Source organism: Microvirga ossetica, from assembly GCF_002741015.1.
Lineage (GTDB): Bacteria > Pseudomonadota > Alphaproteobacteria > Rhizobiales > Beijerinckiaceae > Microvirga > Microvirga ossetica.
The window spans coordinates 918,149-938,627 of the sequence record NZ_CP016619.1 but is presented as its reverse complement, the minus strand read 5'-3'; the positions used below and the strand labels follow the sequence as shown (position 1 = coordinate 938,627).

Sequence of the window (20,479 nt, the reverse complement as noted above, 5' to 3'; positions counted from 1 at the left end):
GATCGGCCTGTGCTATCGTCGGCGAGTCCATGAGACCGAGGAGCGCTGCGGATGCCATCCATGCCTTCATGATGACCCTAGTTGTATGATTGTCAACAATCATAACATCGACAATTGCATATTTCTTCGGCCAAGCTCTGCAAACAATCTAAGCAGATGGGCGCTTCCGGCGGGCTATCGATAGAATATTCTGTATCGATAGCCGCACCGTCTAAAGAGGGGCGAAAGAGCCATCTCGCCTGTCGCATGAGCAAAGCTCTGCTTCGTTCGGCTTCAAGGCCGGTGACACCCCTTACAGGCCGAGCAGGCCCGGCAATCCGGAGATGTCCTTGATCTCATGGTAACCGTAGTACGGATTTGGCGGCTCGTGCCCGCGGTTCACCCATACCTTGTTCGTGATGTGCAGATCGTGTGCCGTCATGAGGTCGTATCGGAAGCTCGACGAGACATGCAACAGGTCTTCCGGACCACAGCCCAGTTTGTCCATCATGTATTCGAAACCCCGCATGCGCGGCTTGTAGGATTGGGCATCCTCCGCCGTGAACACCGCATGGAAGGGCGCTCCGAGCTTCTCCACATTGGAGCGGATCTGGCTATTGTCAGCGTTCGAGAGGATGACCAGGGGAAAGTGCTTGGCAACCTGAGCGAGTGCGACAGGCACGTCCGGATGAGGTCCCCAAGTGGGCACCGAGTTGTAGATGAATTCGGCATCGCTGTCCCGGAATTCGACATTCCAGAGTTTACAGGTCCGGGCAATCGAGTTGCGCACCACCTCGGAATAGGGCTTCCATGCCCCGAGAACCTCGTCCAGCCGGTACGAGGAGAAGTCACGGGTGAAGGCATCCAACTTGTCTGCGCTCACCCGGTCCGCATAAACCTTCCGCGCCACCGGAGCCATCTCGTAGTAGATGAGCGTGCCGTGGCAGTCGAACGAGATGTACTTTGGCCTGAGTGTGGTCATGAGGGTCAGCCCTTGTTTGTTCCTGGCGGCGTGGAATGGATCAGTGTGAGCGGCACTCGCCCCCGGACACCCGCTTTCGTGGAACGGCTGCGCTCGTTGCAGTCGGTCTCGGAAGTGGCACGCCCAGTGGCATCTCCTGAACTGTAGGATCGTCGAAGAAGAAAGCGTTGCGCTTTGTGCCGTGTCCGGAGGAACATCCTGCCGATTGATGCGGCCTCTGCAGCATGGATTGCTGGTGCGGTTCGCAGCGCGACGACACGGACTAAGCGGTGGACGGAACAGCCTGTCTCGCTCATGGCGTCACGCGGCGAAGTCGATGAGGGCACTCTTGAGCCGCATGTTGGCCTCCACCGCCTGACGGCCTAGGTCCTTGCCAATGCCGGAACTCTTGTAGCCGCCCGTCGGAATGATGTAGTCCGCGGTGCGCCCGTAGCGGTTCACCCAGACTGTGCCAGCCTTGATGGTGCGCACTGCGCGCAGGGCCTTGCTCACATCGCCTGTGTAGACACCGGCCGCCAGGCCGTAGACCGGATGGTCGGCGAGGGTAAGACCCTCTTCCTCATCGTCGAAGCTCTGGACCGTCAGGACGGGACCGAACACCTCCTCGCGCACTGCTTCCATTTGAGACGAAGCGCCGGTGAGAATGGTGGGTTCGTAGAAGGCGCCATCTTGGATCGACATCACCCGCCGCCCGCCGATGACCGCTTCGGCCCCCTCCGCGATGGTCCGCCGGACAATTCCGTCGATGCGGTCGAGCTGAGGCGTGGAGATAATGGGAGCAAACGACGTGTCTGAGCGCCAGGTCGGTCCAGGGCGCACGTCCTTCGCCAGGGCGATGAGCCGGTCGAGGAGCTGGTCCTGCACCTTGCGCTGCACGACCAGCCGTGAGCCCGCTACGCAGACTTGCCCAGCATTGCCGAGAATGGAGTTGGAGATGGCGCGCGCCACCCGGCCAAGATCGGGCACGTCGGCGAACACGAGCTGCGGGCTCTTGCCGCCCAGCTCCAGGGTGAGCGGTTTGACACCGCTCTCAGCACTCGCCGCCATGATGGCGGCGCCAGTGTGCGTGGAGCCGGTGAAGGAGATCTTGCCGACCAGTGGGTGACGGCACATGGCGTCACCCGTCACGGCGCCAGTGCCCTGGACGACGTTGAGAATGCCTGGCGGCATGCCCGCCTCAATGGCCAATTCAGCCAGACGCACTGCGGAGAACGGCGTCATTTCGGAGGGCTTGAGGACCACGGCATTGCCCGCCGCAAGAGCCGGTCCGATTTTGGTGAGAGCCTGCGTGATGGGGAAGTTCCAGGGTGCGATGCAGGCCACGACGCCATAGGGCTCGGCAATCACGAGGCCCAGATGGTCGGACCGGGTAGCCGCCACGTCGCCCCCGAGCTTGTCTGCCCACTCGGCGAAGAACCGAATGCTGTCCGCACCATAGGGGAGGTCGACCGCGAGCACATCCTTGATCGGCCGCGTGGAACCCAAGGCCTCAAGCTTGGCCAATTCCTCTCTGTTGGCCTCCATGAGGTCCGCCCAGCGCCGCATGATGCGGGCCCGGTGGCGTGGGGCGCCGGAGGCCCAGTCCGATGTTTCGAAGGCGCGCTGCGCCGACAACACGGCCCGGTCGACCATCTCGGCGGACGCAATCGGCAGGTCCGCATAGACATGGTTGTCCGACGGACGGCGGACCGAAAGCGTGTCGCCGCACTCGGTGACGAGCGTCCCGTCGATGAAGTGACCGTTGGGAACGGAAACGGTATTCGGATCGAAGTCGAGCATGGCGGTTGTCCTATCGCGGAGTTCAGTGGCCGGCGGCCCAGCGGGAGAGGTCGGCAGCGGATTCAGTTCCCTCGAACATGCCGACGATGCGCTCGCCCAGAAGCGGGCCGAATTTGAACATCTGGCCATCGCAGTTCGTCACCACGAGGCCACGCCCGAATTGGTCGAGCTTGAAGCGGCGCGAGGGGTCAAGAACGTAAAAGCCCACCTGGATCCGCGTCGGCCGGTAGCTGTCCGGTTCGTTGAAATAGGGCTTGAACGCCCCCAGGATCGCCGCGCTCTCAGTCTCCAAATCGGAGTCGAAGCCGTGCTGCTCCGGCCGTGCGAGCCTGCGATGAGCACTATAGCCGATCTTCAGGCCGGCGCCGCGGCGATCGGGCAAGGTATAGCCCGTATGGTCACCCAAGGAGGCAATGGCGGGGGCGTTGCGCCACGAGTCTTTGTAGCGGGCCGGCGGCTCCACATAGCAAAGCCCCTGGCGGTAGACCGCGTTGTCCCCGTAGCGGTCGGGCAGCAAGCCGGGAAGCCAGGCTCCCGCGGCGATGACGAGGAGATCGCCCGCCACCGTCGTCCCGTCTGCCCGCTCGGCGATACCGTTCTCGGGGTCCACGCGAACTACCTTGCAGTTCGCCTCGATCTCGGCTCCGTGATCCACCACCCATTGCGCGAGGTCGGTGACGATCCGGCTGGCGAAGAGGGGCCCGCCGCGCGCGGAAACGACGCCCCAAGCGCCCTCCGGTAGGGTCAGGTGTGGGCACAGGCGCTCCACATCCTCGCGGTTCAAGACCTCGTGATCGAGGCCGATGGCCTGGAACGTCTTCAGGGATTTTTCCGCGTAGTCGTTGGGCGCCAGGGAGATGGCGATGCTGCCGGTATTCTCGAAGTGATCGGTACCTAGATCGTCCCAGAGCCGATCCCACGCGTCGAAGGCGCTCGTGACCATGCGGGTATAGCCTTCGGCAGACCCATACTGGTACCGGATCATCCGATGCAGGTCGAACGAGGCGGCGTGAGGATTCGGGACTGGACCCTGCTCCAGGATGATGGCCTCATGGCCCTTCTTCAGGGCGGCACGAGCCACCGATAGTCCGACGATCCCTGCGCCAATGATGACGATGCGCGCCATGGATGAACCTGCCCCTTCGCTGTTGCAGCCTCAAGCGTAGGCCCGAGCGCGGAGCAGATGTTACGGAGGTGACCGGGGCATTCGGCAAAAGATATTCGCCAGGGCGGGGTCCACAGCGCATTCTGCTTCACGGGGCAGGCAGGATGAGCAACGCCGGAGGGAAGGGCGGTCCGCCGATAGGGCAACGGGTGGCCGGCATTGCGGCAGAAACTGCTGGCGGTTCGGGTATCTCCGCAATAATCGCCTCGCTGGGGCTGTGACAGAGGCGAAGAATCTCGGCCGACTCGCCCTAAACTGTCGTCATCGTTGACATGAGAGGTGCGATGCCCGCGCGCTTTATCCGGGTTGCCGAGCAGGATCGGGGACCAATCGAGAACGACGGCGTTCGCCATATGGCGCTCGAAGGAGATACCCTCCTGGTCGCCGTGCTCATCCATGCTGGGCGCCTGCGGCAATCGGAGTTCGGTGACGGCTCCGGGGCTTGCCGGGCCTATGTGGATCCCGGGAACACCCTCAACCAGTTGCCCCAGCTGCGCGTCCGCGGCCCGGCATTGCCGCGGCCCGCATCATCCGGGTCTGGAGCGGCATCGAGAGCTATCTGCCAGACGATCTGCCCATCATGGGTTCGAGCGAGAAGGTCCCCGGGCTGTTCTACGCGTTCGGCTTGTGCGGTGCAGGCTTCCAGGTCGGGCCGGCAGTGGGCGATGTGATGGCCGAACTCATTGACACGGGCCGCTCGAGCCTTTCGCTCGATATCTATGGCATCGGGCGCTTCGCCCAACAGAAAGCAGCATGATGAGCCAGAGCACCGGAATGGCCGAAAGCGATGTCGAGCGGACCGGCGGGCCTCGGCCCCCGGCGGGGCAGCAGGCCGCATCGCAACCCATTGTGGTGGCCTACAAGTCCGATCCTGTCAGGGGCGCGGTCTGGAGCGCGGTGTTCCGGTCGGAGCTGCCCCAAGCTTCGTTCCATATGTGGCCGGAGATAGAGGCCGGGGAGGAGGTGGAATACCTTGTTGCCTGGGTTGCGCCCCCGGACTTGGAGCGCGTGTTGCCGAATCTAAAGGTCCTTTTCAGCATCGGGGCAGGAATTGACCAGCTCAACTTGGACGCGATCCCGCCGCATGTAACGATCGTGCGGATGCTTGATCCTGATCTGACACGGGGCATGATCGAATATGCCACCTTCGCGGTCTTGGCTCTGCACAGAGACATTCCGCACTATGTTTCCGATCAGCAGGCCAGCCGCTGGAGCTACCGCCCGCTGCAGCGAGCGGAGGAGCGCCGCGTCGGCATCATGGGCCTCGGTGTCCTCGGGCAGGCGTTGGCGGAATCTCTAAAGTTCTTCGGTTTTCCGCTAAGGGGTTGGAGCGCTTCGCCCAAAACCATCGAGGGAGTCGAAACCTTTTCCGGTCCCGAGCAGCTCGGAGCCTTCCTGTCGGGCTGCGACATCCTCGTGTGCTTGTTGCCGCTCACGGAGGACACGCGGGGCATTCTTTGCCACGCCACCTTTGAGCAGTTGCCCAAGGGGGCACGGCTGCTCAACGCGGCTCGCGGCGGCCATCTTGTCGAGGACGATCTGATCGCAGCGCTCGCGAGCGGCCGCGTCGATTGCGCCATTTTGGATGTTCTGCAGAGTGAGCCTCCTGCGGCGGACCATGCCCTCTTCAAGCATCCACGGGTCATGATCACCCCGCATATCGCGAGCGCAACCCTTCCCCAGGCGGCTGCCCAGCGTGTCTGTCGGCTCATCGAGCGGCATCGCTCGGGACTTCCGATGGAGGGCGTGATCGACCGTCGGCGAGGGTACTAGGGAGAAACATTCAAACGATGACCGGAATTTCACGCGTCAGCATGACATCCACCTGTGGCGGTGGGGTCCAAGGCAATCGGACTCAGGCCAGCCGGCCGACCATGCTTGGCACCCGGAGGCGAGACCGCAGCCGGCCAACAACCGTCGGAATGCGTATAGCACTCACCATCCAGCGCTCACGTCCAACGCGTGAAACCTAAGTCGAGGAATACCCGTCCTTATGCTCTCGATCTTCGCCAACAAAACCTTTCGCTCCCTCTTCATCGCGCAGCTCGTGGCGGTGCTCGGGACGGGTCTTGCCACGGTTGCGCTGAGCCTGATGGCGTACGACATCGCGGGCGCCCAGGCCGGATCTGTTTTGGGAACAGCGCTCGCCATCAAGATGATCGCCAGCGTCAGCCTCGCGCCCGTCGCAGCTGCATTGGCCGAGCGCTTTTCGCGCAAGAGTATTCTCGTCGGGCTCGACCTGATTCGCGCAGCCGTCATGGTCGCATTTCCGTTCGTGACGGAGGTCTGGCAGATCTACTGCCTGATCTTCTTGCTCCAGGCGGCGTCCGCCGGCTTCACGCCGACAATGCGGGCCACCATTCCAGATGTGCTGCCGGATGAGCGAGACTACACGCGCGCGCTCTCGCTGACACAGTTGACCTATGATCTGGAAAGCGTCGCCAGCCCCGTGATCGCGGCATTGCTGCTCACGTTCTTCAACTTTCACGAACTCTTCGCAGGAACCGTGCTTGGCTTCCTGGCGTCGGCGGCATTCATTGCCGTGACGATCCTTCCGTCGCGCCGGATCATCACGCAGGACAAGATTGCAAAAAGAACCCTTACAGGAATGCGCATCTATATCGGGACGCCGAGGCTGAGAGGACTACTGGCCTTTTCCCTTGTTGCCTCCTGCGGCAGTGCGATGATCATCGTCAACACAGTGGTCCTTGTCCAGGCGAACATGGGTCTGACCCAAACCGCGACCGCTCTAGCCCTCGCCACATACGGCGCAGGGTCCATGATGGCCGCGCTGTGCGTCCCGCGCCTGCTCGAAGTTATCCAAGATCGGGCCGCCATGCTGATCGGGGCAAGCTTCATCGTCGTGGGGATGCTTGCAGCAGGCTTCATCGAAAACTTCGCTCCGATTCTTGCTGTCATGCTGATCCTTGGAATGGGCTACGGCCTCATCCAGACCCCAGCGGGACGGCTCATCCGCCGTTCATCCGGCGAGGCTGACCGCGCGACCGTCTTTGCGGCGCAGTTCTCATTCACTCACGTGTGCTGGTTGATCAATTATCCGTTGGCTGGCTGGCTCGGAGCCGCAATCGGCCTGCCGAACACCTTCTGGCTGCTCGGCGGTCTTGCCTTACTGGCGACCGTGTCTGCCCTGCGGCTTTGGCCGAGCAAGGATCCAGATGTCCTGCCTCACGTTCATGACAACCTCGCACCAGACCACCAACACCTGCACGATGGGCGCACACACGGGCGAACAATCAGGCATGCCCATGCTTTCGTGCTCGACGAGCTCCACGAGCGCTGGCCGACCGACCGGTGAACCCAATCCGGCGATGGACCGGAGATCAACGCCGATCCGGCGTATCTGGCAGGTCCAATACAGCCAAAGGTGACATCAGCTTTTGGCGGAAGAGCACGGGCGCGCACGGCTCCGACTCCGCGCTGCTTCAGTGCAACGTCCCGGGTGTGTGCGTTCGCTTTTGGCCCATCGGCAGGGAGGCGCCATAAGGCGGGACGACGAGCGTTCCTCTGTACGATCACGAATGCGTGCAGGCCGCCTCTCGCGCCGCTGGGAGCGTTGACGGGGGAGCCTATTCGGCGCTCGATGAGGAATCCGGCACCACGGCTTAGAGCCTTTGGAGGCATCCATGCGATCATCCTTGATGGGAGTGCTCAGCGTTCTTGCCATTCTCCCGGCGCTCGCCCAGACACCGGACGGAGCGCCCACGCGCATCCGCGGGACCGTCGACCGACTCGACGGGCAGGCCCTGGTCATCCGGACCCTCTCAGGGCAAAGCGTCCCAGTCACCATGGCAGCGGATTTCGCAGTCAGCGGCGTGGTGAAGCGCAGCCTCTCCGACATCAAGGCCGGCGACTACATCGCCTCAACTTCAGTGCGAGGGCCGGACGGCAAATTGCGGGCGCTTGAGGTCCATTTCCTACCGCCGGGAGCCAATGAAGGGCAGTTTGCCTGGGATTTGGCTCCCGACAGCCTGATGACTAACGCCACCGTTGCCGGGGTGGCCGCCGCCCCACAGGGGCAGGTGTTGAAGGTGACCTACAAGGGCCAGGAGGCGGACATCGCCGTTCCGCCTGACGTTCCAGTCGTCGCCTTCGTGCCCGGCGATATCAGCCTCGTGAAACCCGGCGCGGCGATTTTCATCTTCGGCCGCCGACATGCCGATGGCTCTGTATCGGCAACCCGCGCCACCCTGGAGAAGGATGGCGTCAAACCGCCGATGTAAGCAGGACGGGATCGGCTCGCTTGCGGCACCGCGGACAGGCTTGGCCGCCGGCAGCTGCCTTCGGGCGACTGACCTGTTCGCAGTTGCCAGGTGAGCCGTTTGGACCTGAGCCCGCGCGTTCAGCCCCTGCACCGGCGGGAGCGGCATGCGTGCGGAACTCCGGGTTACCCGAGAAGCTCAGGCGTGTAGGATGCGGCGCAACCCCGGATGATGGCAGGATCGCGAGACCTTGCGGCGAACGGTTAACGTGCCAGCACGTGCCCCAAGAATTTGATGGCCTGGGGTGTTGTGGGGCAGGAGAAAAAGTCGCTGGGCTGGCCGGTTTCACAGACACAGCCGTCCGTCAGAAAGACGACCCGATCGGCGACGTTGCGCGCGAACCCCATTTCATGGGTTACACAGATCATCGTCATGCCTGAGGCAGCAAGCTCGCGCATCACGTCAAGCACTTCCTTCACCATCTCCGGGTCGAGCGCGGACGTTGGCTCATCGAAGAGCATGACCTTCGGCCTCATCGCGAGAGCCCGCGCAATCGCCACCCTCTGCTGCTGTCCTCCCGACAACTCGTGGGGATATTTTTGTGTATGGCCCGAGAGTCCGACGCGCTCGAGCAGTTCGTGTCCGATCGTGGCAGCCTTCGTGCTCGGCTCTTTCAGCAGGACGCGGGGTCCGAGCGCAACATTGTCGAGGACCGTCAGGTGAGGAAACAGGTTAAAGTCCTGGAACACCATGCCGACCAGCTGGCCAATGTGCCCCCGCCGGTGTGCGTTTGCAGCAATGTCAACGCCGTCAACGGTCACTTCGCCGGAATTCCAGCCCTCAAGACCGTTGATGCAGCGGAGCAGCGTCGATTTGCCGGACCCCGACGGCCCGCATAGGACGACGCACTCGCCGCGTGCAACCTGGAAGCTGATACCCGTGAGCACTTCCTGCGAGCGGTAGCGCTTGCACAGATTGCTGACGTGAACCAAGGCCGAGCCAGACATGTCGATTCTCCTCATGATCTGACGACCCCACGCGCTCTTGCGCTCCTGATTTCAATGCTCCGGCCCCAGCGCGACAATCCGAAACAGACAACCCAATACACAGCAGCCACGAACAAGTAGGCCTCAGTCGGCGATCCAAGCCACTTCGGATCCGACAATGCTGCGGTCACGATGTTAATGAAGTCGAACAATCCGACAATCATGACGTAGCTGGTATCTTTAACCAGCGCGATCGCCGAGTTGACAATGCCCGGTAAGACCTTGCCGAGGGCCTGCGGCAGCGTGATGTACGCCAGCGTCCGCCAATATCCGAACCCAAGTGCGCTTGCCGCCCTCAACTGCCCCACCGGAACTGCTTGGAGTCCTCCCCGCACGACCTCTGCTAGATAGGCAGCGGAGTAGATCGTCAGAGCCGTAATCGCCATCTCAACCCGGCCGATCTGAAACCCTGGCGGCATGACGAGCGGAAGCAAAATCACGGCCATAAAGAGGATTGCCACGAGCGGGAGCCCACGCCAAAGCTCAATGAAGCCGGTGGCGAGCACGCTAATCACAGGCATCTGGGAGCGCCTGGCCAGTGCAAGAAGAACCGCAAAGGGCATTGAGGCGACAAAACTCGTCTCTGCGATGACGATCGTCAGCGCCAGTCCACCCCACTTGTCCGCCGACACATGCGGCAAGCCGGGAATGCCACCGACCAGGAGGGCAAGGCTGGCTATGGGCACGAGAACGATGGCAGCACCCATCATCTGCCTTTGGCTTTGAAAGCGATCAGAGACCGCAACCGCAAACAGGGCCAACGGAAGGACGAGAACGAGTGCCGGTCGCCAGTGCTCGTCCGGCGGATAGAAGCCGAACAGGAACTGGTCGATCCGAGCCACCACAAAGGCCCAGCAAGCTCCGCCGGACGCACAGCCGGAACGGTCTTGCGCGATCCACGTTGCATCGAGGATCGCCCACTTAAAGACCGCCCAGGCTGCCCATACCCAGAACGTTACGAGCAGCACACTTAAGAGACCTCGACCAGGGCTGCCGAAATAGCGCCGAAGCAGCGGCGAGACGACCGATCCTGGCGAAACCGACTTGGAGGAAGAGTCCGTCACGATCCCCATGTTACCGCTCCACTAAGGCCACTCTGGCATTGAACCACGAGGTGAATCCAGCCACGAGAGCGCTCAGAACCAGGTACACCGCCATGGTCATCGTGACGATCTCGATGGCTCGACCGGTCTGGTTCAGTGTCGTGCCGAGGAACACGTTCACAAGATCTGGGTAGCCGATCACCGTCGCGAGGGAGGATGCCTTGAGCAAGTGCGAGTATTGGTTCGCGAGTGGGGGGATGACGACGCGCATCGCTTGGGGCAGAACGATCAGGCGCATCGTCAGACGCGGCGGGAGCCCAAGTGCGGCGGCGGCCTCCCGCTGGCCTTTGTTCACCGATTCGATGCCGGCACGGACGATCTCAGCGATGAAGGCCGCGTTATAAATCGTCAGTGCGACGACCAGCGCGACGAACTCTGGGACGAGAACCACGCCGTTCCGGAAGTTAAAGCCGGTTAGGGCAGGGCGGCTCCAGTCAACGGTCAGCGTTGCCAACAAGACCTCGAGGGCGAGCAGTGCCCCGAGACCCCAGACGGCGACTTGCCGCCGACGTGACGGTTCAGCCCGCCGGAGCGCGATCACGATGAGGCCAATGAGCGTCGCAGCAATGATGGCTGCCATCGACGATGGTGGCACGGGAAGTGCCCCGGCCGAAACATCGGGAAGGACGAGACCCCGGTTGTTGAGGAAAACCCATCCTCCGAGATTGAGGCTCTGGCGCACACTGGGCAGCCCATTGATCAGAAGCTGCTGCCAGAACAGGACCTGCAGCAGCAACGGGATGTTGCGGAGACCTTCGACGTAGACAAGAGCCGCGGCAGCCGTCGGCGGATGCTTCGACACCCGTGCCACCCCGATGATAGTTCCCAGCACAGTCGCCAGGATCATGGACACAAACGCAACGAAGATCGTGTTCAACAGGCCGACAATGAAGGCGCGCCCGTAGGTATCTGTTTCGGTGAAAGGAATTAGGGAGAACCCGATCGCAAAGCCGGCTTCTTTCGAGAGAAAATCGAATCCCGAAGCCAGGCCGCGAGCCTTCAGATTCAGCGCAATATTATGTCCAAGAAACGCCAGCAGAGCGACGACGGTATTGTCAACTTAGCGCCGAGGAGGCAAAGCTGCCGTGGGCGCAGCCGTCGGGTCAGTCCACATCAGCCTACCAAGGCAGCACCGGTGGCCTCGCGCCACGTGGCAAAGGCGTGGTCACGCGCAGCCCGGTACTCACTGGCGGAAAGACGATGACGGCGGAGTTGGAAGTGGTTGTGGATCTGAGCGTGGATGGCGAGAAATTGCTGGGCATGCCGGACTGATTTGAACCGCCGCATGTGGCGCTCCCGCCTTCGGGTGGGTTGGTGCGAGACCTCGCAGCGGTTGTTCAAGTATCGGCTCTGCCGATGCTCAACACTCGGCAGGATCTCGCGTTTGGCGGCACCATAGGATCCAAGTTTATCCGTCACGATGGCTCTGGGCACGTAGCACAAACCCTTCAGCAGCTTGCGGAAGAAGCGCTTCGCTGCCTTTTTGTTGCGACGATCCTGAACCAGTACATCGAGCACGTTTCCGTGCTGATCAACGGCCCGCCAGAGATAGTGCAGTTTACCTCCGATGCGGACAAACACCTCATCCAGAAACCATTTGTCGCCGGGCCGCGGCCGGCGCCGCTTGAGCGTGTTGGCGTAGGTTCGTCCGAAGCGCAGGCCCCACTCACGGATGGTCTCGTAGCTGACCACGACGCCCCGCGCCGCGAGGATCAGTTCGACCTCCCGTAAGCTCAGGCTGAAGCAGTGATACAACCAGACGGCTTGGTTGATGATTTCGGCCGGGAAGCGGAAGCCGCGGTACGGGTTGGGCGTCGTGGTCATGCCCGAGACTCTGCCATAGACGCCGAACTTTCGCCAACCTGACAATACCCTCCAGAGAGGCGATATACGTATCACGGGACGGATTGAGGTGGTCCCGGCAAAGCTGAACCAGCTTCTCCCGGCCGGAGGCTTTGATTGCCTCAATCATCGCCCAATGCTCGTCTCTCGCCTTCGCTAGATGCATGGGGCTGGCTGCCGTGAAAGATCGCGCACCATGAACCTTTTGGGCAAGGCTCTGGATGATCTCAACGAGATGCGGGTTACCACAGGCACTGAAGAGCGCGCTGTGGAAGGCCATGTTCGCCCGAAATGCGGCCCGAGAATCTCCCCGCTCGACGGCGGCGGCATGCTGTTCCTGGATTTCAATTAACGTGGTGATCGTCTCTGGCAATGGCGGCAATGGGATCTGCTGCGCCGCCAAAGTCTCCAGGGCTTCTCGTACGGAATAGATCTGACGAACCTCGGTTGGACTTAGCATGCGCACAGCCGCGCCCTTGTTCTGCACACGTTCGACCAGGCCCATGCGCTCAAGCTCGGCAATGGCCTCCCGCACCACATGCCGTTTGACCTCAAACCGGGACGCGATGTCCTCCTCGATCAGCCTCTCCCGGGGCTGCAGCCATCCAAGGGCGATCTCCTCCTCGAGGGCATTCGCCACCTGCTTCACTCGGGCTGCCGATGCCTGACGCTCCACACTGTCCATACCGACCCCGCTCAGCTTCTAGCATTATTGTTGACAATCATGGTAACGCACCGATGATCGCTCATCATGAGCAATGATCCTAAATCATCCCCGTCGGGCCTGCGCCGCAATCTCACCAGCTACGGCGACCCTGGTTTCTCTCTTTTTCTGCGCAAGGCGTTCATCAAGGCCGCAGGCTTTTCCGATGACGCCTTGGATCGGCCGATTGTCGGCATCACTAACACCTTCAGCGACTTCAATCCGTGCCACGGCAACGTGCCCCGCCTGATCGAGGCGGTGAAGCGGGGCGTCATGCTGGCTGGCGGGCTCCCGATGGAGTTCCCCACGATCTCCATCCACGAGTCCTTCGCCAGTCCAACCAGCATGTTCCTGCGCAACCTCATGGCCATGGACACGGAGGAGATGATCCGGGCCCAGCCGATGGATGCAGTCGTGTTGATCGGCGGTTGCGACAAGACTGTGCCGGCGCAGCTGATGGCGGCGGTGAGTGCTGACGTGCCGGCGATCCAGCTGATCACAGGCCCAATGCTTGTCGGCTACCACAAGGGCGAGATGCTCGGCGCCTGCACCGACTGCCGCCGGCTTTGGGGACACCACCGCGCCGGAGCCATGGACCAGGATGAGGTGGAGGTTGTCAGTGGACGTTTGGCTCCGACCCAGGGCACCTGCATGGTCATGGGCACGGCGAGCACCATGGGCTGCCTTGTCGAGGCGCTCGGCATCGCCCTGCCAGGGACCGGCTCGATTCCAGCCACCCATGCGGATCGGATCCGGGCGGCTGAGGCGAGCGGCCGCCAAGCAGTCATGCTGGCAAAGAGCGGAACCCGCCCGAGCGAGGTGCTGACCGAGGCGGCCTTCCGCAATGCCATGGTGGTGCTGCAGGCGATCGGCGGCTCGACCAATGGCTTGGTTCATCTGGCCGCTATTGCCCGCCGTCGTGGGATCAGGATCGATCTCGAGGAGTTCGACCAGATCGGGCGCGAGGTTCCAGTCCTTGTCGATCTGAAGCCTTCGGGCGCCCAGTACATGGAGCATTTCCACTGGGCCGGCGGGGTTCCCCGCCTGCTGCAGGAACTGCGCGATCATCTCGTTCTAGACGCCGTGACGGTCACGGGCGAGACCATCGGAGCCATTGCCGACGGCGCTGAGGACGTGCCTGGACAGACGACGATCCGTCGTCGGGACAATCCCCTGAAAACCACTGGCGCCATGGCGGTCCTGCGCGGGAACCTGGCTCCATCGGGTGCGGTGATCAAGCACTCGGCGGCATCGCCTGAGCTTCTTCAGCATACCGGCCGGGCGGTGGTGTTCGAGTCGGTTGAGGATCTGGTGACCCGGATCGACGATCCCGATCTCGATGTGACAGCGGACGATATCCTGGTTCTGCGTAATGCCGGCCCGAAGGGTGCTCCCGGCATGCCGGAGGCCGGTTACCTGCCGATCCCGAAGAAGCTCGCACAAGCCGGTGTGAAGGACATGGTCCGTATCTCCGACGCGCGCATGAGCGGCACTGCCTTTGGAACGATCGTTCTGCACATTGCTCCGGAGTCGGCAACTGGTGGCCCCCTGGGCCTTGTGCGGAATGGCGATCAGATCCAGTTGGATGTGCCCGAGCGCCGTCTCGAGCTCCTGGTGGATAAGGACGAGCTGGAGCGCCGCGCCAAAGAATGGCAGCCGCCAGCCCATCTTACTGAGGAGGCCCGCGGCTACCGTGGCCTTTACCTCAGGAGCGTGTTGCAGGCCGACGAGGGCTGCGACTTCGACTTCAGCTGATGGGCGGCAAGACCCAGGCGAACTCAAAACAAACATCATGGAGGAAACACCATGCTTCGCAGAACGCTTCTCATCGGCGCCGCAGCCCTCGTCGGAGCGGGTATGTCGGTCGGAGCCGGCGCCTTCGCCCAGGAGAACTACCCAACCCGTCCCATCACGCTGGTCGTGCCCTATGCGCCCGGTGGTGCAACGGACATCATCGGCCGCGTCGTTGCCGAGGAGGTGTCGAACACCATTGGGCAGCGTGTGGTCGTCGAGAACCGGCCAGGCGCTGCCGGAAGCCTGGGAGCCGCGGCCGTCTCGCGGGCGGAGCCCGACGGCTATACCCTGCTGATGGGAGCGCTCACGAGCCACTCCATCAACATGAGCCTGCAGGCCAAGCCCGGCTTCGATCTGAAGAAGAACTTCGCCCCCATCACCCTGGCCGGCAATGTCGGGCTCGCGCTGGTCGTCAATCCCGCTGTCGAGGCCAAGTCGGTCCAGGAGTTGATTGCCCTGGCGAAGGCGCAGCCCGGGAAGCTCACCTATGCGTCAGCGGGGGCCGGTTCGCCTCAGCATCTCGCCGGCGAGATGTTCAATTCCATGGCCGGCACCAAGCTCGTTCATGCGCCATACCGCGGCAGCGGGCCAGCGATGACGGACATGATCGGCGGGCATGTGCAGGTGATGTTCGACACGATTCCGTCCATCCTGCCCCATGTGCAGGGAGGCAAACTACGGGCCTTGGGGGTCACCACCCAGGAGCCATCCGAGTTCATGCCGGGGGTGCCCACCGTGGCATCTCAGGGCTTGAGCGGGTTCGAGGTCGGTTCGTGGTTTGGTATCCTCGCGCCGGCCGGAATGCCGGAGCCGATTCTACAGAAGCTCAATCACGAGGTCGTCAAGGCTCTCAAGGCACCCAAGGTCATTGACGCCATGCGCGTTCAGGGCGTCACGCCGAAGCCCGGAACGCCTGAAGACGCGTCTCGTCTGATCGACAGTGAGATGCAGAAATGGTCTGAGCTCATCAAGACCACGGGTGTTAAGGCGGCCGAGTAGAAAGGTCAGTAGCCCGCCGGCTGAACGGGCCGGCGGGCTGTTCGCTCAGCTTCATCAGGAGATCTCAGGTGACAACGATCAAACGGGTGGCCGTGATCGGCTGCGGAACCGTCGGCGCCAGTTGGGCCGCGCTCTTTCTGGCCCACGGTTTAGATGTCGCGGCCTACGATCCGAGCCCGGGCGCCGAGGAGCGACTGCGCTCGTTTGTCGATCACGCTCGTGACCAACTCGCCGAACTCGGCATCCGTGAGAAGGGCGAGCTTCGGATCACGAGTGATCTTGCTGATGCACTAAGAGCTGCTGACTTCGTCCAGGAGAACGTTCCCGAGGACGAAGCCTTGAAGCGGAGGATGCTGGCCGACATCGATGCGCACACGACGGAGGGCGTGATCGTCGCCAGCAGTACGTCGGCTCTCCTGCGAAGCAGCATTGTCGCGGAGTGCAAGACCCCGCACCGGTTCATCGTCGCGCATCCCTTCAATCCGCCACACCTTGTTCCGCTCGTGGAACTCATTGGGGAGGACCAAAGCATTGTTCAGCAGGCAGCCGAGTTCTATCGAACCCTCGGTCGCCGGCCTGTTGTCCTGAGGCGGGAGATGCCGGGGCACATCGCGAACAGGCTCTCGTCAGCCCTTTATCGGGAAGCTGTCTACCTGGTGGAGCAGGGCGTGGCGAGTGTGGCTGACATCGACGCAGCCCTGTGCAACGGGCCGGGCTTGCGCTGGGCCGTGATGGGCCCGCACATGACCTATCATCTTGGCGGGGGTTCTGGTGGCATTGAGCATTACCTTTCCCACTTAGGCCCAAGCCAGGTCAGACGATGGGCCTCACTGGGGAACCCGTCGTTGAGCCCCGAGGTGCAAAAACAGATTGTGGAAGGCGTCGCTGAAGAAGCCGGCAGCCGTTCGATCCAGGAACTGGAGGAACGACGGGATCGGGCTCTCCTTGAGATCCTGAAGTCCCGGACCGAGGTTGCGGGGGACCCATGATGGACCCGCTGATCATTACGGTTGCTCCCAATGGCGCACGCCGTGGGAAGGCCGATCATCCGGCTATCCCGCTCACCCCAGCCGAGATCGGAATCGAGGCGGCCCGATGCCAGGAGGCAGGGGCTGCAATGATCCACCTGCACGTCCGCGATGCCGAGGGGCGGCATTCCCTCGATCCGGACCTGTATCGGGCGGCCATCGCGGCTGTCCGGAATGAAGCAGGCTCTGATCTGATTGTCCAGGTGACAACTGAAGCGGTTGGAGTCTTCACGCCCGATCAGCAGATTGCCGCCATGCAGGAGCTTAAGCCGGAGGCCTTCTCCGTCGCGGTTCGTGAGCTCATTCCTGATGAAGCATCTGAGACAGCGGCTGCCCGGTTCCTGACGGAGCAGGCCGAGCGCGGGGTGTTCGTTCAGCACATCCTCTATGATGAGAACGATGTGCGGCGGTTCAGTGATCTCCTCGATCGCGGGGTCATTCCCCGCACTAGGGCAAGCGGGTTGTTCGTCCTCGGACGCTATACGCAGGGACAGCAGTCATCACCGAACGATCTCCTGCCTTTCCTGAACGCCTGGGCTCTCGACCTGCCTTGGGCCTTGTGTGCGTTCGGCCAACGCGAAGCAGTTTGCGCGATCACGGCGGCCTGCTTGGGCGGGCATGTTCGGGTCGGGTTTGAAAACAATCTTCACCTGCCGGACGGGATCTTGGCGCCTGACAATGCAGCTTTGGTCCGCGGCGTTGCGGAAACGGCCAAATCATTAGGGTTGGCAGTCGCGACACCTGAGGAGGCCAGGTACCTGTTCTCGCGTTAGCTTCCACTTAACTCAATAACATCATAGCTGGGCTTAAAGAGCGCCTTTGATCCTATGGTCAAGCAGCGTGACCGCCGATCTCGACCTCGCCAGAAGGATGTCTTCCAAGCCGGTGATTAGGCGCAGCAAGGTGGACTTTCCGCAGCAGACGGGCGGACGAGGATCACGAACTCGCTATCGGCAATGTCGATGGACACATCCTTTCGCTTTGAAGGCACCATAGTCCTGAGTGCTTGCCCGCATTGTTGGTCGTCACGCTTGCCATCGACCATCTCCCTCCTCGTCTGCTAAGCTCTTGATCGGAGAAGTCCGCGCGGCACTCATCACGCGCGGCGCACGGCTTCCGAGCGGCGCCTGGCCTTGGTTGGGACTGTTCCAGTCGACTGGCGCACTGTGAGATGGGCGGAGACTTTCTCGTGCTGGCGTGGCAACGGCAGGCCAAGTAGTCTTGTGAGCAGCATGTCGGTTGCAATCCGGGCGACCTGGTCAATCGGGGCCGTCAAGGTCGTCAGTGGCGGATTGCAAAAATCGGCCCCAAAAATGTCGTCGCAGCCGACCACGCTGATGTCGCGCGGCACGACAACACCGCGTTCCGCGAATCTCCTCAGGGCACCAATGGCCAGCATGTCGTTGAAGAACAGGCAGGCAGTCGCTCCGTGATGCAGCGCCGCATCGGCCGCGGCCGCGCCCGACTGCATGTCCATATACGGGCCGATATGAACGCAATCGATCTTGAGCTGAGCCGCAGCCCGCTGCAAGGCCTCCCAACGCCGGCGGCTGGACCAAGAGTCGGAAGGGCCGCCCAGAAAAACCGTTCGCGTGTGGCCGAGTGATGCGAGATAGGTGAGCGCCTGCGCGACCGCGGCCGAGGTGTCCACCACGACGCTCTGTACCCCTTCAATCTCCCGGTTGACGACAACGAGGGGAATGCGCCGTGATACCTCCAGCAGCTGGCTATCGGTAAGCCGGGAGCCCGTGAGCACAACCCCGTCGACAACCCTCGGCAATTCCGCCAGTGCCGTAGCCTCAATCTCGGCGGACGCCTCTGTATCAACGAGCATGTGCCGGTAGCCGCGAACCTTCGCCTCTGTCTGCGTGCCGCGGATAAGGTCAAAAAAATAGGGGTTTGTTGCGCCTGGGATGAGCAGCGCCATGCTCTGCGTGCGGCCCGAGGTCAGGGAACGCGCCTGCGGATTGGGCGAGTATCCAAGCTCAATTGCCACGCTCTCAACACGCTTGCGCATGATTTCGCTGACGCGCCCAGGTTGGGTAAGCGCCCGCGATACTGTGGAGGTCGCCACTCCGACCGCCTTGGCAACATCCGAGATTGTCACCATAGACTTTGTCGCCTCTCCGCGCCGCCTCATTCAAATTCCTCTGAGTAACTTATCTGAACCGTCGTCGAGCGTTGTCACATACCGCTCCAAGTCTCCGTGTCATGGCAATGCAACCTACTTCACGGCGGTGAGCGTTGGCAACCCATTGCCAACGTGTTTTGCCATGTCAGGGTGCGCTATTCCATAACATTGGCTGCTCAACAGGGAAGGCTGCGGCTAAGATTGACACTGGATGTCATAAACGAGGAAGCTAATTTTAGTCTATTTACCAAATCTTTAGCCGGGCATCCTGTCTGCATGAACCGATCCATGTTTATTCTACATTGCTCCTCGCCAGGTTGAGGTTCTCTCTTTCGGCCGCACGAAAAGAGTTGACAAGGTTTGGCAATCGGTTGCAGCCTGTCAAAAAGGAAATCCTCTGTTGAAACGTGAGGATTAGCACCCAGCGTAGAAGGGGCATCGGGAGGAGAACGACATGACAAGCATGCTCGGAGCGGTGCTGCATCCGCTTGCCGGCGCGACGTTGGCAGTGACGTTAGCCTTGAGCGGTGCCGGGAACGCACAAGCTCAGTCGGGCGGCAAGGTGACCATATGGGTAGGCAGCTGGTGGGAACCGCAAGTCGCCTTGGTCAAGCAAATGTGGATCAAGGACCATCCCGATATCGCTCTCGACATCCAGCCGTTGCCGATCAACGGCTATCTCGACAAATTCACCACCGCCGCTCTCGGCGGCTCCCCGCCGGATGTCATTGATCTTGACACAACCTGGGTATCGACGGTTGCGGCGCTGGGCTTGCTGGAGCCGCTCGCCGACGTCGCCGCGAAACTACCAGTGGCGGACATATCGCCGGCAGCATGGAATGCAAGCCAATTCAAGGGCGTGCAATACGCTATTCCGAACCGGAGCGGGCCCGGGGTCTATTACTACAACAAGACGGTCTTCGACAAAGCCGGAGTGCCCTATCCGGCTAACGATTGGACCTATGACGACTTCCTCAAGATTGCACAGAAGCTGACTATCCCGGGACAGCAGTATGGGGTTGGCGTCCCAGCGGATGTCAGTGATCCATCCAATGTCACCACGATGTTTGCCCCGATCCTCTGGGCCATGGGAGGCGACTTCCTGACTCCTGATGGCAGCGCGCCGGCCATCAACAGCCCGACAAGTGTCAAGGCCATCACGTTCTGGGCCGATCTGTATCTCAAGCACCATGTCACACCGGAGGGAACGCCGAACTTTACGACGACGCGCGATATTCAGCCGCTCTTCGAGGCCAACAAGGTTGGCATGCTGACCGCCTCGTCCAATGCCTTCGATAATTTCTCAAAGAACCCGGAGCTCAAGTGGGACGTGGTGCTGTCTCCCGAGAAGGTCAACCGGGGTGGCGGCTGGACTATGGGCGTACCCGTCGGCGCGACCAATCCCAATGGCGCCAAGACGTTCCTCCTGTGGCTGTCCCAGCCTGAGATCATGGCCAAGGCGATGAACCGCTTCCCGGCCAACAAGAAAGCGCTGGATCTGCCGCCGTGGAATGACCCGGCCAAGGCTATCTTCAAGCAGGCGGAAGCCGACGGGCGCTCGGTGCCATCGGTGGCCGGCTGGTTCAAGATGCAGGAGGCCATCATCGTCGAGTTGCAGCGGATCCTGGTTGGTCAGAAGACCCCGCAGCAGGCTGCCGATACTGCGGCCGCGCGGATTTCCGAGATCATAGCCGAAAGCAAGTAAGCG

Annotated in this window: 17 protein-coding genes and 1 pseudogene; 9 read left to right on the top strand and 9 right to left on the bottom strand. The window is 61.9% G+C overall.

Annotation, left to right across the window (positions count from 1 at the left end):
* Positions 1-292: 292 nt before the first annotated feature.
* From BB934_RS42700 to BB934_RS42690, 3 genes are all read right to left on the bottom strand, one after another.
* Positions 293-961 carry a haloacid dehalogenase type II gene (locus BB934_RS42700; protein ID WP_099515589.1) on the bottom strand — a complete coding sequence of 223 codons (669 nt, stop codon included), beginning with the start codon at positions 959-961 and terminating at the stop codon, positions 293-295.
* Between the two features lie 300 nt (positions 962-1,261).
* Complete coding sequence (locus tag BB934_RS42695; protein WP_099515588.1) at positions 1,262-2,740, bottom strand: aldehyde dehydrogenase family protein; 1,479 nt, start codon at positions 2,738-2,740, stop codon at positions 1,262-1,264.
* A 22-nt stretch (positions 2,741-2,762) separates the two neighbouring features.
* Positions 2,763-3,866, bottom strand: a complete 1,104-nt coding sequence (locus tag BB934_RS42690) for an NAD(P)/FAD-dependent oxidoreductase (RefSeq protein WP_099515587.1) — start codon at positions 3,864-3,866, stop codon at positions 2,763-2,765.
* Positions 3,867-4,351: 485 nt separating this feature from the next.
* On the opposite strand from BB934_RS42690, the pseudogene BB934_RS42685 reads away from it, so the two are divergent.
* The 4 genes and pseudogenes from BB934_RS42685 to BB934_RS42670 all read left to right on the top strand — a co-directional run.
* Positions 4,352-4,662 (top strand): annotated as a pseudogene (locus tag BB934_RS42685) (NAD(P)/FAD-dependent oxidoreductase); the annotation flags it as partial.
* A 17-nt stretch (positions 4,663-4,679) separates the two neighbouring features.
* Positions 4,680-5,678: a 2-hydroxyacid dehydrogenase gene (locus BB934_RS42680; protein WP_335645677.1), complete on the top strand. Its 999-nt coding sequence runs from the start codon at positions 4,680-4,682 to the stop codon at positions 5,676-5,678.
* Positions 5,679-5,898: 220 nt separating this feature from the next.
* Positions 5,899-7,221: an MFS transporter gene (locus tag BB934_RS42675; protein WP_099515586.1), complete on the top strand. Its 1,323-nt coding sequence runs from the start codon at positions 5,899-5,901 to the stop codon at positions 7,219-7,221.
* A gap of 328 nt (positions 7,222-7,549) precedes the next feature.
* Positions 7,550-8,146 (top strand): hypothetical protein, encoded by a 597-nt coding sequence (locus BB934_RS42670; protein WP_157934669.1) that lies wholly within the window; start codon positions 7,550-7,552, stop codon positions 8,144-8,146.
* Between the two features lie 242 nt (positions 8,147-8,388).
* Here BB934_RS42670 and BB934_RS42665 read toward each other — a convergent pair whose 3' ends face one another.
* From BB934_RS42665 to BB934_RS42645, 5 genes are all read right to left on the bottom strand, one after another.
* Positions 8,389-9,132: an amino acid ABC transporter ATP-binding protein gene (locus BB934_RS42665; protein ID WP_099515584.1), complete on the bottom strand. Its 744-nt coding sequence runs from the start codon at positions 9,130-9,132 to the stop codon at positions 8,389-8,391.
* An 11-nt stretch (positions 9,133-9,143) separates the two neighbouring features.
* Positions 9,144-10,244 carry an amino acid ABC transporter permease gene (locus BB934_RS42660; protein WP_099515583.1) on the bottom strand — a complete coding sequence of 367 codons (1,101 nt, stop codon included), beginning with the start codon at positions 10,242-10,244 and terminating at the stop codon, positions 9,144-9,146.
* Between the two features lies 1 nt (position 10,245).
* Positions 10,246-11,121, bottom strand: a complete 876-nt coding sequence (locus tag BB934_RS42655; protein ID WP_237050691.1) for an amino acid ABC transporter permease — start codon at positions 11,119-11,121, stop codon at positions 10,246-10,248.
* Between the two features lie 266 nt (positions 11,122-11,387).
* Entirely contained in the window at positions 11,388-12,047 is a 660-nt protein-coding gene (locus tag BB934_RS42650; RefSeq protein ID WP_237050817.1) for an IS6 family transposase, read from the bottom strand.
* Entirely contained in the window at positions 11,941-12,801 is an 861-nt protein-coding gene (locus BB934_RS42645; protein WP_237050690.1) for a GntR family transcriptional regulator, read from the bottom strand. Before BB934_RS42645 ends, BB934_RS42650 begins: the two co-directional genes overlap by 107 nt.
* Positions 12,802-12,867: 66 nt before the next feature.
* On the opposite strand from BB934_RS42645, the gene BB934_RS42640 reads away from it, so the two are divergent.
* The 4 genes from BB934_RS42640 (at position 12,868) to BB934_RS42625 (ending at position 17,413) form a co-directional block, all read left to right on the top strand.
* A complete protein-coding gene (locus BB934_RS42640; RefSeq protein WP_099515580.1) occupies positions 12,868-14,574 on the top strand; it encodes an IlvD/Edd family dehydratase in 1,707 nt (568 codons plus the stop codon).
* Between the two features lie 51 nt (positions 14,575-14,625).
* Entirely contained in the window at positions 14,626-15,612 is a 987-nt protein-coding gene (locus tag BB934_RS42635) for a Bug family tripartite tricarboxylate transporter substrate binding protein (RefSeq protein WP_099515579.1), read from the top strand.
* 68 nt (positions 15,613-15,680) lie between these two features.
* Entirely contained in the window at positions 15,681-16,601 is a 921-nt protein-coding gene (locus BB934_RS42630) for a 3-hydroxyacyl-CoA dehydrogenase NAD-binding domain-containing protein (protein ID WP_099515578.1), read from the top strand.
* The gene (locus tag BB934_RS42625) at positions 16,598-17,413 is read left to right on the top strand and encodes a beta-keto acid cleavage family enzyme (protein WP_099515577.1); all 816 of its coding nucleotides are present in this window, start codon (positions 16,598-16,600) and stop codon (positions 17,411-17,413) included. Before BB934_RS42630 ends, BB934_RS42625 begins: the two co-directional genes overlap by 4 nt.
* 323 nt (positions 17,414-17,736) lie before the next feature.
* Here BB934_RS42625 and BB934_RS42620 read toward each other — a convergent pair whose 3' ends face one another.
* Positions 17,737-18,780 carry a LacI family DNA-binding transcriptional regulator gene (locus tag BB934_RS42620; protein WP_099515576.1) on the bottom strand — a complete coding sequence of 348 codons (1,044 nt, stop codon included), beginning with the start codon at positions 18,778-18,780 and terminating at the stop codon, positions 17,737-17,739.
* A gap of 445 nt (positions 18,781-19,225) precedes the next feature.
* Between BB934_RS42620 and BB934_RS42615 the strand changes: the two genes are divergently transcribed.
* Positions 19,226-20,476, top strand: coding sequence for an ABC transporter substrate-binding protein (locus tag BB934_RS42615; protein WP_099515575.1), 1,251 nt, complete (start codon positions 19,226-19,228; stop codon positions 20,474-20,476).
* Positions 20,477-20,479: the final 3 nt, after the last annotated feature.

Excerpts from the sequence above, each read along its gene's own strand:
- BB934_RS42620 (WP_099515576.1), bottom strand. The coding sequence starts at position 18,780 with ATGAGGCGGCGCGGAGAGGCGACAAAGTCTATGGTGACAATCTCGGAT.
- BB934_RS42660 (WP_099515583.1), bottom strand. The coding sequence starts at position 10,244 with ATGGGGATCGTGACGGACTCTTCCTCCAAGTCGGTTTCGCCAGGATCG.
- BB934_RS42640 (WP_099515580.1), top strand. The coding sequence starts at position 12,868 with ATGAGCAATGATCCTAAATCATCCCCGTCGGGCCTGCGCCGCAATCTC.
- BB934_RS42675 (WP_099515586.1), top strand. The coding sequence starts at position 5,899 with ATGCTCTCGATCTTCGCCAACAAAACCTTTCGCTCCCTCTTCATCGCG.
- BB934_RS42690 (WP_099515587.1), bottom strand. The coding sequence starts at position 3,866 with ATGGCGCGCATCGTCATCATTGGCGCAGGGATCGTCGGACTATCGGTG.
- BB934_RS42665 (WP_099515584.1), bottom strand. The coding sequence starts at position 9,132 with ATGTCTGGCTCGGCCTTGGTTCACGTCAGCAATCTGTGCAAGCGCTAC.
- BB934_RS42695 (WP_099515588.1), bottom strand. The coding sequence starts at position 2,740 with ATGCTCGACTTCGATCCGAATACCGTTTCCGTTCCCAACGGTCACTTC.
- BB934_RS42625 (WP_099515577.1), top strand. The coding sequence starts at position 16,598 with ATGATGGACCCGCTGATCATTACGGTTGCTCCCAATGGCGCACGCCGT.
- BB934_RS42645 (WP_237050690.1), bottom strand. The coding sequence starts at position 12,801 with ATGGACAGTGTGGAGCGTCAGGCATCGGCAGCCCGAGTGAAGCAGGTG.
- BB934_RS42635 (WP_099515579.1), top strand. The coding sequence starts at position 14,626 with ATGCTTCGCAGAACGCTTCTCATCGGCGCCGCAGCCCTCGTCGGAGCG.
- BB934_RS42680 (WP_335645677.1), top strand. The coding sequence starts at position 4,680 with ATGGCCGAAAGCGATGTCGAGCGGACCGGCGGGCCTCGGCCCCCGGCG.
- BB934_RS42655 (WP_237050691.1), bottom strand. The coding sequence starts at position 11,121 with ATGATCCTGGCGACTGTGCTGGGAACTATCATCGGGGTGGCACGGGTG.
- BB934_RS42670 (WP_157934669.1), top strand. The coding sequence starts at position 7,550 with ATGCGATCATCCTTGATGGGAGTGCTCAGCGTTCTTGCCATTCTCCCG.
- BB934_RS42615 (WP_099515575.1), top strand. The coding sequence starts at position 19,226 with ATGACAAGCATGCTCGGAGCGGTGCTGCATCCGCTTGCCGGCGCGACG.
- BB934_RS42700 (WP_099515589.1), bottom strand. The coding sequence starts at position 961 with ATGACCACACTCAGGCCAAAGTACATCTCGTTCGACTGCCACGGCACG.